Origin of the sequence: Thiomicrospira sp. ALE5 (assembly GCF_900112445.1) — a bacterium.
GTDB lineage: Bacteria > Pseudomonadota > Gammaproteobacteria > Thiomicrospirales > Thiomicrospiraceae > Thiomicrospira.
The window spans coordinates 524376-539250 of the sequence record NZ_FOYY01000003.1 but is presented as its reverse complement, the minus strand read 5'-3'; the positions used below and the strand labels follow the sequence as shown (position 1 = coordinate 539250).

At 45.0% G+C, this 14875-nt stretch carries 16 protein-coding genes; 9 read left to right on the top strand and 7 right to left on the bottom strand.

Annotated elements, in window-relative coordinates; genetic code table 11:
- Nucleotides 1-113 precede the first annotated feature (113 nt).
- From BM293_RS02770 to BM293_RS02755, 4 genes are read left to right on the top strand one after another with little or no spacing between them, the layout of a single operon-like run.
- Nucleotides 114-743, top strand: coding sequence for a trimeric intracellular cation channel family protein (locus tag BM293_RS02770; RefSeq protein WP_093446637.1), 630 nt, complete (start codon nt 114-116; stop codon nt 741-743).
- 11 nt (nt 744-754) lie between these two features.
- Nucleotides 755-2008, top strand: coding sequence for a lipoprotein-releasing ABC transporter permease subunit (locus BM293_RS02765; RefSeq protein ID WP_093446636.1), 1254 nt, complete (start codon nt 755-757; stop codon nt 2006-2008).
- The gene (locus tag BM293_RS02760) at nt 2001-2705 is read left to right on the top strand and encodes an ABC transporter ATP-binding protein (RefSeq protein WP_093446634.1); all 705 of its coding nucleotides are present in this window, start codon (nt 2001-2003) and stop codon (nt 2703-2705) included. Before BM293_RS02765 ends, BM293_RS02760 begins: the two co-directional genes overlap by 8 nt.
- Nucleotides 2656-4686: an ABC-F family ATP-binding cassette domain-containing protein gene (locus BM293_RS02755; protein ID WP_234968870.1), complete on the top strand. Its 2031-nt coding sequence runs from the start codon at nt 2656-2658 to the stop codon at nt 4684-4686. The genes BM293_RS02760 and BM293_RS02755 overlap by 50 nt, the downstream gene beginning before the upstream one ends.
- A 54-nt stretch (nt 4687-4740) precedes the next feature.
- On the opposite strand, the gene BM293_RS02750 is transcribed toward BM293_RS02755, so the two are convergent.
- Both BM293_RS02750 and BM293_RS02745 read right to left on the bottom strand, forming a co-directional pair.
- Entirely contained in the window at nt 4741-4956 is a 216-nt protein-coding gene (locus tag BM293_RS02750) for a YgaP family membrane protein (RefSeq protein ID WP_093446631.1), read from the bottom strand.
- 101 nt (nt 4957-5057) lie between these two features.
- Nucleotides 5058-6128, bottom strand: a complete 1071-nt coding sequence (locus BM293_RS02745) for a hypothetical protein (RefSeq protein WP_093446630.1) — start codon at nt 6126-6128, stop codon at nt 5058-5060.
- Between the two features lie 127 nt (nt 6129-6255).
- On the opposite strand from BM293_RS02745, the gene BM293_RS02740 reads away from it, so the two are divergent.
- From BM293_RS02740 to BM293_RS02730, 3 genes are read left to right on the top strand one after another with little or no spacing between them, the layout of a single operon-like run.
- Complete coding sequence (locus tag BM293_RS02740; RefSeq protein WP_093446628.1) at nt 6256-7083, top strand: CheR family methyltransferase; 828 nt, start codon at nt 6256-6258, stop codon at nt 7081-7083.
- A gap of 11 nt (nt 7084-7094) precedes the next feature.
- On the top strand, nt 7095-8225 hold the full coding sequence (locus BM293_RS02735) for a protein-glutamate methylesterase/protein-glutamine glutaminase (protein WP_093446626.1): 1131 nt from the start codon (nt 7095-7097) through the stop codon (nt 8223-8225).
- Between the two features lie 30 nt (nt 8226-8255).
- A complete protein-coding gene (locus tag BM293_RS02730) occupies nt 8256-9533 on the top strand; it encodes a methyl-accepting chemotaxis protein (protein WP_093446625.1) in 1278 nt (425 codons plus the stop codon).
- Between the two features lie 58 nt (nt 9534-9591).
- Here BM293_RS02730 and BM293_RS02725 read toward each other — a convergent pair whose 3' ends face one another.
- Nucleotides 9592-9888 (bottom strand): hypothetical protein, encoded by a 297-nt coding sequence (locus BM293_RS02725; protein WP_093446623.1) that lies wholly within the window; start codon nt 9886-9888, stop codon nt 9592-9594.
- Between the two features lie 61 nt (nt 9889-9949).
- On the opposite strand from BM293_RS02725, the gene BM293_RS02720 reads away from it, so the two are divergent.
- Nucleotides 9950-10267: a YqfO family protein gene (locus BM293_RS02720; protein ID WP_093446622.1), complete on the top strand. Its 318-nt coding sequence runs from the start codon at nt 9950-9952 to the stop codon at nt 10265-10267.
- Here the strand turns inward: BM293_RS02720 and BM293_RS02715 are convergent.
- From BM293_RS02715 to dnaQ, 4 genes are all read right to left on the bottom strand, one after another.
- Nucleotides 10264-10773, bottom strand: a complete 510-nt coding sequence (locus BM293_RS02715) for a copper chaperone PCu(A)C (RefSeq protein WP_093446620.1) — start codon at nt 10771-10773, stop codon at nt 10264-10266. The genes BM293_RS02720 and BM293_RS02715 overlap by 4 nt on opposite strands.
- Before the next feature lie 2 nt (nt 10774-10775).
- The gene (locus BM293_RS02710; protein WP_093446619.1) at nt 10776-11399 is read right to left on the bottom strand and encodes an SCO family protein; all 624 of its coding nucleotides are present in this window, start codon (nt 11397-11399) and stop codon (nt 10776-10778) included.
- 56 nt (nt 11400-11455) lie between these two features.
- Nucleotides 11456-13552 carry a TonB-dependent receptor domain-containing protein gene (locus tag BM293_RS02705; protein WP_093446617.1) on the bottom strand — a complete coding sequence of 699 codons (2097 nt, stop codon included), beginning with the start codon at nt 13550-13552 and terminating at the stop codon, nt 11456-11458.
- Nucleotides 13553-13665: 113 nt separating this feature from the next.
- A complete protein-coding gene (dnaQ, locus tag BM293_RS02700) occupies nt 13666-14373 on the bottom strand; it encodes a DNA polymerase III subunit epsilon (RefSeq protein WP_093446616.1) in 708 nt (235 codons plus the stop codon).
- Nucleotides 14374-14449: 76 nt separating this feature from the next.
- Here dnaQ and BM293_RS02695 point away from each other — a divergent pair, with 76 nt between their 5' ends.
- The gene (locus BM293_RS02695; RefSeq protein ID WP_093446614.1) at nt 14450-14875 is read left to right on the top strand and encodes an FKBP-type peptidyl-prolyl cis-trans isomerase; all 426 of its coding nucleotides are present in this window, start codon (nt 14450-14452) and stop codon (nt 14873-14875) included.

Genomic DNA, 14875 nt, shown 5'->3' with positions numbered 1-14875 from the left:
AAATGAGGGATTATTCTAACCTGAATCATCATTTTCTTTGTAGGCTTTTGCCGTGCTTTTAATCTGGCTGAATGGGTGCGTTTTGGTGAACGACTGCGTATAATTGGCGCACTATGACCTTTATTGACGGCATTTTTTATCTTGATTTACTGGGCACGCTGGTGTTTGCTATCACCGGCTTGCTGGCGGCTGTCCGCAAGCAACTAGATCTGTTTGGGGCGCTGGTATTGGCGACGGTTACCGCAGTGGGCGGGGGTACGATTCGTGATTTGATTTTAGATACCCCGGTATTTTGGACTCAGCAGGTCATCTATTTGTATGTCATTTTATTTGCCAGTGTGTTCACCTACATCTATATTCGCTTTTTTACCTTCCCTAACAAATTATTATTGTGGTTAGATGCGTTAGGATTAGCGGTTTTTACCATTATTGGCGCGCAAAAAGCGCTTGATTTTGGCTTAGCCATGCCAGTGGTTGTATTAATGGGGGTGATGACAGGTGTATTAGGCGGTATTATTCGTGATGTCTTGGCCGGCGAAGTGCCGCTAATCTTCCGTAAAGAAATCTATGCCACGGCGTCAGTGTTAGGCGCCATTGTCTATGTCATTGCGCTGGAATGGTTTGCCGTGATGGAGTGGGCCGCCATCCTAGCAATTGTTTTAGTCTTTAGCTTAAGGGTGTGGGCGATACATGCTCAAGCCAGTCTACCGACATTTGGTAATCCTAATCAGTCGGGTCAATAAGGAATTTTTGTATGTTTAAGATGCCAGTCGAATTATTATTAGGCACCCGATACATTCGTGCCAAGCGGCGTAATGGTTTTATTTCGTTTATCTCCATGTCATCAATGATTGGCATTGCCTTAGGGGTGATGGCCTTGATCACCGTGATGTCGATTATGAACGGCTTTCAACATGAATTGCGTGAGCGGATTCTAGGCATGACAGCCCACATGACAATTAGTAATCAACCCAGTTATTTAGCCGATTGGCAGACGACAAGATCCATAGCTTTGCAACACCCTCAAGTAATTGATGCCGCCCCAAATATACAGGAGCAGGCGATGTTGAGTCATCGTGATCGGGTGCAAGGCGTGATGGTGCGTGGCGTTTTGCCTGAGTTAGAGTCTCGAGTAGCCAATATTGAAGATATCATGACCTTAGGTAGCTGGGATCGGTTAATACCTGGCGAGTTTGGGGTGGTATTGGGGCGCGATTTAGCAATTAATTTAGGTGTAGCCGTTGGTGATCAGATTACTCTATTGGCGCCACAGGGTGCAGTAACACCAGTAGGCGTAGTGCCGCGAGTTAAACGCGTGACAGTAACCGGTGTGTTTAATGCCGGTATGTATGAATATGACTCGGGTGTGATTTATATGCATCTCGATGACGCGTCGGTGTTGTTTCGCTATCGGGATGGCGCGGTATCCGGTTTGCAGTTGAAAGTAGCGGATATGTTTCGAGTATTTCAAGTTAGACGTGATTTTGCGAGTATAAGTGGCGAGAACTTCTTTATTCGTGATTGGACGCAACAACACGCCAATTTTTTTAAGGCGATTCAACTTGAAAAGCGCATGATGTTTATTGTATTAGCGCTGATTATTATGGTGGCAGCGTTTAATATTGTGTCCACTATGGTGATGGTGGTCACCGATAAGAAAAAAGATATTGCCGTTTTGCGCACGCTAGGTGCAACGCCGGCCAGTATTCAAGCGATTTTTATTATTCAAGGATTAATCATTGGCATTATTGGCGCTACCCTAGGACTCATTTTAGGGGTGCTGTTATCACTAAATATAGATGTTATTGTGCCGTTTATCGAAAACCTGTTTGGTTTTGAGTTTTTTCCTGCCGATGTCTATTACATCAGCCAAGTCCCTTCCAAACTACTTTGGAGCGATGTCTGGTCGGTTTCAATATTAGCCTTTGGCTTGACCCTCATTGCCACGCTTTATCCAGCCTGGCGTGCATCACGCATCCAACCTGCGGAGGCGCTTCGTTATGAATGATTTACCGCAACCCGTCCTGCAAGCACAGGGTATTAATAAAGTATTCAAAGAGGGTGTCTTAGACACCCCCGTGTTACACGACATTAACTTTTCGCTTAATCCAGGAGAGCGCTTAGCCATTGTCGGTGCATCGGGTTCGGGTAAAAGTACGCTGCTACATCTGTTAGCAGGTCTGGCACAGCCCACTGAGGGGGAAGTGTTTTTACAGGGGCAGGCATTTGCAAGTTTGTCCGAGGCGCAGCGCAGTAAACTGCGTAATCAGCATCTTGGTTTTGTCTATCAATTTCATTACTTACTGGCCGAGCTGACGGCATTAGAAAATGTCATGCTGCCGCTGCGCATAGCACGGGTACCAGCGAAACTGGCACAGCAAAAAGCCCAGGACTTATTGGCAGCAGTCGGTTTGGCAGGCCGGGTGGCGCATAAACCGAGTGAGTTGTCAGGCGGTGAACGCCAACGCGTTGCAATTGCACGGGCATTGATCACTGAGCCAGCGTGCATTCTCGCCGATGAGCCAACGGGCAACTTAGACTCAAAAGCGGCTGAACAAGTATTGCAGTTAATGTTGAACTTAAATGAACAGTTTAATACCGCTCTATTGGTGGTGACTCATGATTTGCAATTGGCTGAGAGCCTAGGTAGCAAAATTGAATTGGTCGATGGACAAATCCAGCGAGGCGTTGATGCTCACGCTTGAAAAGGTTCAGCTATTTGCCGGTACCAAATGTCTATTAGATCACGCGTCGATGACTTTGCACCCTGGCCAAAAAATGGGTGTTGTGGGGCGAAATGGTGTGGGTAAATCGAGCTTATTTAGAGCCCTATTAGGTCACAGTCATTTTGATGCCGGACAGATGCGTTTACCGAGTGAATGGCGTTTGGGGTATGTTGACCAACAGGACGACCTGCCTGAGGTAGCCGCGTTGGATTTTGTGATGACCGGTGATACCGAGTATGCGCGTTTAAGCACAGCGCAGCAGGCCTGCGAAGCACAACTCAATCAACCCACTCTTAGTGATAGCCTGCGCCATGACGCCCAGCAGCGGTTAGTTAGCCTACATGATGATTTAGATCGGATTCAGGCCTATCTAGTGCCGGCTAAAGCGAAACAACTCTTAATGGGTTTGGGTTTTAATGAGACTGATTTTGTCAAACCGGCACCGCATTTTTCAGGCGGCTGGCGGGTAAGACTGAAATTAGCACGCGCCTTGATGCAACCGGCGGACTTGTTGCTGTTAGATGAACCAACCAACCACTTGGATGTTGAAGCCGTCGCTTGGTTAGAGCAGTGGCTAGCGAGTTATCCTGGCGCCTTGTTAGTGATTTCGCATGACCGGCATTTTTTAGATCAGGTGGTTGATCATATCCTGGTGATAGACCAACAAAATCTGACCAGTTATAAGGGTAATTTTGCTGCCTACGAGCGTCAGCGGGCCGCGGCGATTATGCAACAACAAGCCTTGGCCGATAAGCAAAAGCAAAAAATGAAGCAGTTAAAAAGTTTTATTGCGCGTTTTAAAGCCAAAGCCAGTAAAGCCAAGCAAGCGCAAAGTCGCGTTAAGGCGCTGGCCAGGATGGATGACGTTGCCCCTTTGCAGGCACTTAATCCGTTTCAATTCAATTTTGCCAGTCCTGAATACTGCCCAGATCCAATGGTACAGTTTGAAAAAATCGACTTTGCCTATCCCGAATCACCGCCACAATTTATTGATGTAACACAAACCCTCCGTGCCGGTGACCGAATTGGTTTAGTGGGAATTAATGGCAGTGGTAAATCGACCTTTATTAAACTCCTAGTCGGTGAGCTAAAACCAGAGTCAGGGCACATCCTGCGAGCAAAAGGGCTAAAAATTGGCTATTTTGCCCAGCATCAAATTGAAACCCTAGAGCCGTCTCATACGCCTATTCAAGCGATGCTGCGGCGTTTTCCGGATTTAACTGAACAGCAGGCGCGTGATTTTATCGGCGGTTTTGGGTTTGGTCAGGAGATGGCCGGACAAACTATCGCGTGTTTTTCGGGCGGGGAAAAGGCTCGGTTGTGTTTAGCGTTTATTGTCTATGAACAGCCGCACTTAATTATTTTGGATGAGCCAACGAACCATTTGGATATGGATAGTCGCGATGCATTAGAACATGCATTACAAGATTTTAACGGTGCCTTGATTATGGTGTCGCATGATCAACTCCTCTTAGCAGGCCTGGTAGATCAATATTGGTGGGTCCATGAACAACAAGTAACCCTGTTCTATGGTGATTTAGATGCCTATTTGCAACAGCGTTTAGCGCTGTTAAAGCAGCAGAGACAAGAGCAAAAACAACAAAAACAAGATAAGCTCGGTGTAAAAAATGATGTCGCACCGGTGATGCAGAAGAATAAAAAAGAACAACGTCAAGAGGCGGCGGCGTTACGTCAACAGCAGCAAGCATTAACGCGCCCTTTAACTAAACGAATTAAACTGCTTGAACAACAGATGAACGATTTATCAAGTCAATTGGCCGAATTAAATCAACGCTTAGCAGATCCGACTCTTTATGAAGATAGTCAAAGCTCAGTAGTTATTGCAGACCTATTACAACAACAGGGTGGCGTGCAGCGAGAGTTAGATGAAGTTGAAATGGAGTGGTTAGCTTGTCAGGAAGAACTGGAAGCCTTGTTAGCGAGTATCGCTGTGAAATGACAAAAGCGCCTGAGGCGCTTTATGTCAAGATCGCTTTACGCCAATATTTAACGCTTAAACTTCACGTTTGGTGAAAGGTGAACCGTGCTTTAGACCTAGTTTTCTAAGTACCAGTACCATGGGACAAAAGCCGGTGATGCTGGAAAAAATCAAGTTGGCACCAACAAATGCGGTTAAAAAGAACCAGTAAGGGTGAAACATTAAGCCTAAAATTAAGCTTAATAACACCATTGTGCCAGCGACCATCAATACGATACGTTCAATATTCATTAAATACTCCAAAAAGTGTTGTTAATTATTAACTTGGTTATATTAACGGATTTAGTGACGAAAAGCGATGGGGCTTATTAGGAAATTCTAATATTTGCAGGCTAAATTCGAATATCTATTAACTGGAAATCCTGTTGCAGTTTCAAAGGATCGGGTGCCTCGGATAAAAGATATACTCTGGCAAGATTAAAACCCTGATCGTCAAGCATATCAGCAAGTTGGTCGGTTAGCGCCATAAACTGATCTCGCCAAGGTTCCAAATCACTAAATATGCCCAAAGTGAGTTTTGTCGGCGCATACCAATCGAGTTGCAAGTAATGACGTTTTCCATCTACAGGGTGGGTTGAATCCATATGCATTTCCAAGATAACTTGCCAGTGGTGATGCGCCTCTGTTTGGCTCGGGTTTCTAAAGTAAAGCTGTACTAGATAATCCGATTTCTCTAGAGCCAATAAATGCTGGCTAATCCAGTTATAACCCTGTTCCAACCATTGAATCTGCTGTACTTTTACTTGATTTATGGCACCGTCTATTTGTCCGAGCAGGGTGCCAATGAGTGTATGCTTGTTAGCAGGCGCGCTAGTTTGCCATTGCTGTAAAGCCTGGCTTAATCGCAATAAAGCGGCTTTTAGATTGGTATTCGGATTGGCTTGACCATTCAACAACTGTGTTTCTAAATTAGTCGTGTTTTGATTAACAGCTTGTGCCAGTTGTTGACTGGTTGGAGGTTGATTTTGTAGGCGCAGCATGGCCAATAGCTGCTGTAAAGGTTGTACAACGGGCGCTGGTAAGCTGGTTTGTATTTGCACCAACTGAGTGAGCGCATGTTGAAGGTTCACTTGATTGGGTAACGCCTGGCGCAGTGTTTCAAGTTGTACTGGTGGGCTTGGCGATTGAATTTTTAGTAGAATCTGCCCGGTATGATTGGTTTGTCCCTGCACTAATAGTGTTTGGCCTGGTTGCAACCTTAAATCCGTTTGCGCTACAAGGGTTTGACCATTTAGATTAATTTTCACCTGGGCTAAAGCAAATTGAGTCTGAGGTTGTACCTGCAGCACTTCAACTTTGAGTAATGGGCCTAAGGGTAAGTTTAATTTTGTTGCCGCCGTGCCGAGTATTTGTAGTTGTGTACCCGTTGTCGTTAACGGGTTAGAAGGCGGTATTTTAAGCATCGCAAGCCACCATATTTTATTCTTTATGGGTTTAAATGGTTTAAACTACAGCTAGAATAAAACATTTAGACTTCAGTCGCTATGTTGGCTGGACAAATTTAACCTGCGGTTTTTAGGAAAGCTTGTCATGAGTGGAACAGAGTTTACTTTTACCGACCAAGATTTTAAACGCGTGCGAACGCTGGTGTATGAGTTTGCCGGTATTGATTTAAGTGAATCAAAGCGCAATCTGGTTTATAACCGCCTTGCTAAACGCATCCGGTTTTTAGGCCAAGACAGTTTTAATCAATATCTAGATTATGTCGAAGCACAGGGTGAAGATGAGTTTGTGATGTTAATCAATGCCATTACAACAAACTTGACCTTTTTCTTTCGCGAAAATCACCACTTTGACCACCTGGCTAATACCGTTATTCCACAATTACTGCAGCAAAATGCAGCCAGTAAAAAGATCCGAATATGGTCAGCAGGCTGTTCTACTGGAGAAGAGCCTTACTCAATCGCTATTGTGCTAAAAGAGACGGTACCTGCTGGTTGGGATGCCAAAGTTATCGCTACCGATTTAGATACCAACGTGCTTGATACCGGTCGACAGGGTGTATATGCCATTGACCGTCTTAAAGGCGTAGAACATGCAAGAGTAAAACGTTGGTTTTTGAAAGGGGTGGCAGTTAATGACGGTTTGGTAAAAGCGAAACCAGAACTGCAAGATATGATTAAATTTGGGCAAGTGAATTTGATGCAAGACTGGCCAATAAAAGGCCCGGTAGATGTTATCTTCTGCCGTAACGTGGTGATTTATTTTGATAAGCCAACGCAAACGCGTCTTTTTAATCGTTATGCAGATCTTTTAGTCAATAACGGACATTTATTTATAGGCCATTCTGAATCACTCAATAAAGTAAGTGACCGATTTGAATTACTGGGCCAAACGATTTACCGAAAAATAAAATAGTCGAGGGTGCTATGAAAAAAATCCGCGTCTTAGTGGTAGACGACTCACTACTAGTGCAACAAATGTTAACGCAAATGCTTGATGCAGACCCAAGAATTGAAGTTGTAGGTGTGGCAGGCGACCCATACGAAGCGCGTGAGCAGATTAAAAAGCTCCATCCTGATGTATTAACACTCGATGTTGAAATGCCAAAAATGAATGGCATTAGCTTTTTAAAAAATTTGATGCGTCTGCACCCAATGCCGGTTGTGATGATTTCAACTTTGACGGAGCGGGGAGCGGATATTACCTTGCAAGCGCTTGAAATCGGTGCGGTCGATTTTGTCACGAAACCCAAAGTAGATTTATCCAATACGTTGGATAAGTATGAATTTGAAATATGCCGAAAGGTTAAGCAAGCAGCGAAGGTTAATTCAACGTCCTTAGCGGAACAGTACCAACGACATGCTTCCAATCAGACTCAAAAGCCGCGAGTAGAATCATTTGCGACGGCTAAGGTCATGCCTAAGTTAAGTGCGGATGCCGTTATCAAAAAAACAGCTGTGCCAAGTAAGTTCCCTAAAACGCAGCAAAAAATTATTGCATTAGGTGCATCTACAGGGGGTACTGAAGCGATTAAAGAAGTTTTAATGCGCCTGCCAGCTGATACACCGCCGATTGTGATTTCTCAGCATATCCCTGCGGCCTTTAGTGAACCTTTTGCCAAAAGAATGGATACCGTTACACCTATGACGGTTTTGCATGCCCAACAACGGCAAAAGCTCGCAACAGGCCATGTTTATATTGCGCCTGGAGATCGTCATTTAATTGTTGAACGAGAAGGTAGCCAATATTTTGCTAGCTTAAACGACGGCGCCCCTGTAAATAGGCATAAACCTTCGGTTGATGTGATGTTTCGCTCTGTTGCGCAAGCATGTGGCCCCAATGCAGTGGGTATTTTATTAACCGGTATGGGAGCGGATGGGGCACAAGGTTTGCTTGAGATTCAGCAGGTAGGCGCGCATACTATAGCGCAAGATAAAGCAAGTTCCGTTGTTTGGGGTATGCCGGGTGAAGCCGTTAACCTCGGTGCTGCTGATCAAATTGTATCGCTAGACAAGATACCTAGAACCCTGTTAGAAGTGTTAACGCTGATGAAGTAGCAGCTAGATCAAACGATTAAAGAGGAAAAAATGACAGAATTTATCAAAAACTTTTGGCTGGCATGGTTATTAAGCTTAATTACCGCTGCCACACTTTTTTGGCCGCTACCTTGGCTAACATTTGGCTTGCTGATAGTGACGACTGTAGTTTGGTCAGCTTTAGCATGGTCCAAAATGCAGCAGCAGATGGAGGCAGACAAGACTGAACCTGCCGCAACGGTCGCTGCTGAGGAACCTGATACGCACCTGACCACCACGGCGCAGCATGACCCGCAGCCATCGGGTTACCACGAACACCTGCACAACGCCCATCAACCGATGGTTTCAGTGGTGCAAGATATGGATGTGGCCATTAATGAAGAAGTGGCATTAGTGACCACCGAGCTAAACCAAGCAAAAGAATTGGTGGCAGAGTCTATTGTGACTCTTAACAATAGCTTCACAGGATTACATGAACAAACCAAACAACAGTTTGAGGTTGTGTCGTCGTTAATTGCCAACCTGGGTGGGGGGTCTGATAGTGGTATGACGATTCAAAAATTCTCGTCAGAAACTAAAGATGTGTTGGAACAATTGATTGATATGATCATGAATGCCAGCCAGCGAAGCAGTGTTACGGTTGTTAAGATAGATGATATGGTGTCACAGATTGAAGGCATTTTTAATTTGTTGGAAGATGTAAAAGGCATTGCTGATCAGACTAACCTTTTAGCATTAAATGCCGCTATTGAAGCCGCGCGTGCGGGTGAGGCTGGACGAGGCTTTGCAGTAGTAGCGGATGAAGTACGCAAACTATCTTTACATTCAAATCAACTTAACGAGCAAATTCGATTGAAAGCGCAAAAAGCGCGTCAAACGGTTGATCAGGTGCATGGTATTGTTAGTGACATGGCCAATAAAGATGTTGAGCAGGTATCCACCTCTAAAGCACGTGTGGATAACATGTTGGTAGACCTAGAAAATATGAATGAAACTATTTCAGGGCGACTGGGCAACATGTCTCACTTGATTAAGGGCATAGAAGTAAGCGTATCAGATGCGGTACGCTCCTTGCAGTTTGAAGATATAGTACGACAGTTAATTGAGCAGGTAATTACTAACTTGGATAACTTAAACGACTTTTCATCGGAAATTAACCAGTTTATGGTGAACTATCAGGAAAATCCGGCAGAAAGTTTTGAAGAGTACCATCAACGTATGTCGTCATTCATTCAGGCAATACAGCTGAAGCGAGAAGAAATAGAACATAAACGTGTAAAGCGTGTTTCGAGTAACTCAATGGATGAAGGGGATATCGAACTCTTTTAGAGCAAAAAGGCTTAGGGTAAGGGCTGTTAATTCAGCCCTTCTTGTTAAGTTTGATTTATTACGCCATGCCGCCAAACTGGTGATTCCATAGGCTGCCAAATATTAAACTGGCAAAAATACCAAAGCCCAGTACGAAGTACCACATTTTGCGCCATCTTTTGTCCTCTAATGCTTCCGCCGAGTTTTCATCCCAGTCCTCAGGACGGTCTTTAAAAAATAAATACATAATGCCCATGGCACCTATAAAACCGGCTAGATTAGCGTAATAGACAATACCGGTGAAATAAGACAGCATCGCAAGGGTTAAAATAGTGATATAAGTCAGGGCAATTTTCATCATTGGGGTGAGTGTCATAGATGGCTTTCCTTTTATTTAAGCTTGCCCTATTGTAGTGAAATTTTAAGGAGGTAAAAAGGTGTCTAGCTATAAGTTAATCGTTTTTGTACCCCAAGCATCGATTGATCAGGTCAAATCAGCGCTATTTGCAGCGGGAGCGGGGCGTTTGGGAAACTATGATGAATGCAGTTGGCAGGTGTTGGGTGAGGGGCAGTTTCGACCTTTAGCGGGAAGCCAGCCTGCGATAGGTCAGCAGGGGCAGGTTGAGCGGGTGGCGGAATATCGACTTGAAACCCTAGTGGCTGAAGCAGATTTAACGGCGGTAGTTGCTGCATTAAAGCTGGCTCATCCTTATGAAGAGCCAGCTTATGAAGTGCTGCAACTAGTGAATATTTAGTGGTGACGGTGCATTCCATGACCGCCTTGGTGACCTTGTCCCATGCCCATGCCCATGCCCATAATTTTACGCACTGGCGCTTGCAGCGTTTTCTCACTGCCATCAGCCATGACAAGAGTAATATCAACCAGATCACCTTCGGTGAGTGCACGAGTCGGGCCAATCAGCATCACGTGAAGGCCACCGGGTTTTAGTTCGGCCTGCCCCATGGGGTCAATGGCGATTTCGGGGATTTCACGCATGCGCATAACGCCACCATCGTTAATATGCGTGTGTAGCTCCACGGTATTTGCGGCATCGGATTTGGCACGCACGACGGCAATGCTGCTATCACCGGTATTAATTAAAGTCATAAACGCACCAGTCGCTGGCGCCATCGGTGGCATTTCTCTAACAAAAGGATTATCAACTTCTAATTGTGCCGCCTGATTAGCCATAACTGAAAAACTGCTTGCCATAAGCAGGCCTGCTAAAGCGAAAGTCTTACGAGAGAATAGCGATTTCATAATTAAATCCTTTCTAGGTGTTGTAGGATGGTTTGATAATAAAACTCGGTGCCTGCGGCATGGGGCAGCTGGGTTTGCAGCTCGCCCTTATGGTCAATGACATAAGTAAAGGCGGAATGATCAACCGCATAGTTTTCACTGCCATCATCGATTTTTAAATAGACCGCACCATAGCGTTGGGCGACCTCGGCAATGGTGCTGGCATCAGCAGTTAAACCCAACATATCGGCATCAAAATAATTGACATATTGGCGTAATCGAGTGGGGGTGTCTCGCTCAGGATCAACCGAGATAAATAAAATTTGTACCTGCTGCTGCTGCTCAGGTGTAAGTTGTCGATAAGCAAAAGACAGCTCACCCAAGTTGGTAGGACAGATATCTGGGCAAAAGGTGTAGCCAAAATAAGCTAATACTAATTGACCTTCAAAATCACTTAAGGATACTGGCCCCAGATCCGAGGTTAAAGTGAAGTCGCCACCCGGTGGCGCGTCCATGCTGACTGACTGCGCACTAGGGTGGGTTGATTTCGGTTCTAATGTAAAGATTAGCGCATAGCTGCCAGCTAAAAAGACCCCGAACGCCAGTAACAGTAATAAAAAGGCTTTGTTTATTTTGCGTTGCTGCATGGTGAACTCCTATTATTAAGTGCCTTTATTTTACCCAATTTTATTAGCAGGCCTGGTTAAAAGCGTGCGTTGAGTTTCGCCCAAACGCTGCGACCGGGTTCATTAATTTTATCCAGGGTGTCGCCCGTTGTAGGGTCGTTACGGTTTATATGGTTAAAATAGGCCTTATCAAAAAGATTGTCTACGCCAGCTTGTAGGCTAAATGTTTGATTGATTTGATAGCCAGCATAGAAATCAAGTGTGCTCCAAGCAGGCGTTTCACGTTCATTGAGAAGTGTGTTAACTTGGCTTTGCTGGGTCGCAAAATTGGCACGAAGCCCGGCATAGCCTTGGTCAATGGCATACTCCGCAAAAACTTGACCATTTAGCGGCGCCATACTACTTAAGTTGCGGCCATCGGTTAAATTACGCCCTTCGGTAAAGGCAAGGTGTCCCCCGACCAACCAACGGCTATTGACCAGATAGCTCAGATCAAATTCAGCACCATAGATTTCTGCATCGATATTGACGTAGATGTTGTTAATGCCAGTGTTATTAGGAACGCCATTTACCATAACAGGCCGAGCATTAGCTGAATCTTGGTTTCTAGCTTGGTCGCGCAAAATATAATCGGTAACACGGTCGTAATAGACACTCGCCGACCAATTTAATGCGGCACTGGTATGACTTATACCTAAATCCACTTGTGCATGACGCTCAGGGTTCAAATCCGGATTACCGGTCCAGTCAGCACGTGCCATAAAACGTTCAGTTTCATCAGCGGTGCGCGTGGTGAGGCTCAAACCACCAAACCAGGCGAGATTTGAATTCAAACTTTGTTCGTAGCGCAATAAGCCGTTCCAGTTAGTTTCATTAATGCGGGATTTTCCCGAATAGTCGGTATAGGCGGCATTATAAAGGTTTACAGGTTCTCTAGTAATATTGCTTGGTGCTGGTACGGGCGCATTATTATCCGGTGCCTTGTTCGCATCGCGGGCATTGGCTCGAACGCGATCAACGCGCACACCATAAATTAAGTTTTGTGTGTTTGATAGTGCGGTATTCGCTTCAACAAATAGGCTGTTTTGCTCGGTAATAGTATTGGGCCACATCAAAAATTGCGAATTATTTAATTGCATCCCCGGAGAACGATTAAATAACGTCGCTTGTTTCTCAATGGTTTGCAACAATACCCCATAATCAACAGAGGTCTGGCCAAGATTCGAGGTTAAGCGGAGTTTGCCACCTTGGGTCGTCACCTCACTAGGTACTTCATTTCGCGTACCACTGTTCGGGCGCAAACTAAAATTATTCATCACATGATCTACTTCAGAGCGATAGACTGAGATCTCAATGCCGTTTACCAGGCCTGCAAGTTCGTCCGCCTCATAACTTAACCGCGTCATGGTGCCATCAGACTTGGGGGAATCCATCCCCGCACCTTGAAACAATGCGTCAGCGGTATTAGCAATTTCATGGGATAGCTTGATGTGTTGATTAGCGGTGGGATTCCAACCTAAATCGATATGCCCTTGCGTGGTACGATAACTGGAACGTACCTCATCGCCATTGCCATCGCGGTAGTTTTCGGCATCCTTATAACTGCCTTGTAACCGAATATACACTTGATCGTTACCGGCGGTCACCTCGGCACCATAGTTTTCGCGTAAACCATTGCTGGCCGTACCGATATACGCCTCACCCATAATGGATTGGCCTGGCGCAAATTCTGGACGGTCACGATGCAAAATGACCGTCCCACCCGTGCCACCGACACCATATTGCAGTGATTTAACACCTTTAACAATTTCGATGCGATCAAAACTACTCAGTTCAGTGTAGGCTGTGGGTGGGTCCATGCGATTGGGGCAACCCCCTTCGATTTTGCCGCCATCAATTAATACATTCACCGCTGATTGTCCTTGGCCGCGAATAATCATATCTAGACCATGGCCACCTAAGCGTTGGCCATCGACACCTGAAAAGTTGCGTAATACCGCACCTGATTCACTATTGCCTTGGCGACTGAGCAGTTCGTTAAGCTCGGGTGTGCTATCTAGCTGACCAGACACGGCAATCGCCGGTAGGGTGGGCGTGTCAGTAGTATTGGCCTGCGCAAAGACAGGCGTGGCTAATAAACTGGTAATGGTCAGGTGTAATAAAGTTGGACGCATGATGTCATCTAGCCTCGATTTGATTGAAATTGCGCATTAGTTTAGACAGGTTTTTACACAAGAGTATTGAGAGAGTATTGAGATGTGTTAAAAGTGGGATGAGTGCAAAGTGGCTACCAGTTAATCTCACTATTTGACTCTTTTGACAGCTGCGCTAAGTAGGCTTTGTGCGCTGCCAATTCTTCATCGCTAGGATGGATAAGCCGCAACTGTTCAACTAAGCGTGATTGCGATAACGAACTCGACAGTGTGCCAGGATCGAATTGTGACTCCTGCTGTGTTTTCAAGCCTAAGCTAACTTGGCCGCCGGTCATGGCCAGATAGACATCAGCGAGGATTTCAGAGTCCAGTAAGGCACCATGTAAGGTACGATTACTGTTATCAACCATTAAGCGTTTGCAAAGGGCATCTAGCGAAGCGCGTTGGCCAGGATACATGCGCCGTGCCATTTTAAGCGTATCAGTAATTTTGCAATGGTCTTCAATTATGCCCCAATTGTTGGGCGTTAACAGGCTGAGTTCATGATTTATAAAACCCACATCAAAGGGTGCGTTATGAATGATTAATTCTGCGCCTTTAACAAAGTCTATAAATTCGTCGACTATCGCTTGAAACAAGGGTTTGTCCGTTAAAAATTCATTGGTTATGCCATGAACATCAATCGCTTCCTGCTCAACTTCGCGTTCAGGGTGAATGTATTGATGGTAATAACTACCAGTGATTCGGCGATTGATAACCTCAACAGCCCCTATTTCAATAATACGGTGGCCTTTTTTGGGATCAATGCCGGTGGTTTCAGTATCAAGGATAATCTGGCGCATGGTCTATTCCAAATCGAGTAAAATAGCTGTTATTTTAACACGCTCAATTGTTTATATACGCTGCAAAGGAAAGGTTATGCGAATTAAAAAAGGTGCAAAAGTCACATTTCATTATGAGTTACGTGATGACAAAGGTGAGTTATTAGACTCCACATTTGACACGGATCCAGTGGTATACATTCATGGTGAAGAAGAAATAATAGAAGGCCTAGAGAGCTTTATGGATGGAGAAGATCCTGGCTTTACGGGTAAAACCACTATTCAACCAGAACAAGCCTATGGCGTTGGGCGTGATGACTTAATAGTCGTGGCTGGGCCAGAAAATTTCGATGATACTGTTGAGTTAGCCGAGGGCACTGTTGTGCAAACTGAAGACCCAGACGGACAGATTGTTAACTTTAGAATTACCAAAGTATCGGGTGACAAGGTGTTTTTAGATGGTAACCATCCACTATCAGGAAAAACGCTAAATTATAAGGTTGAAGTCGTATCCGTTGAATAG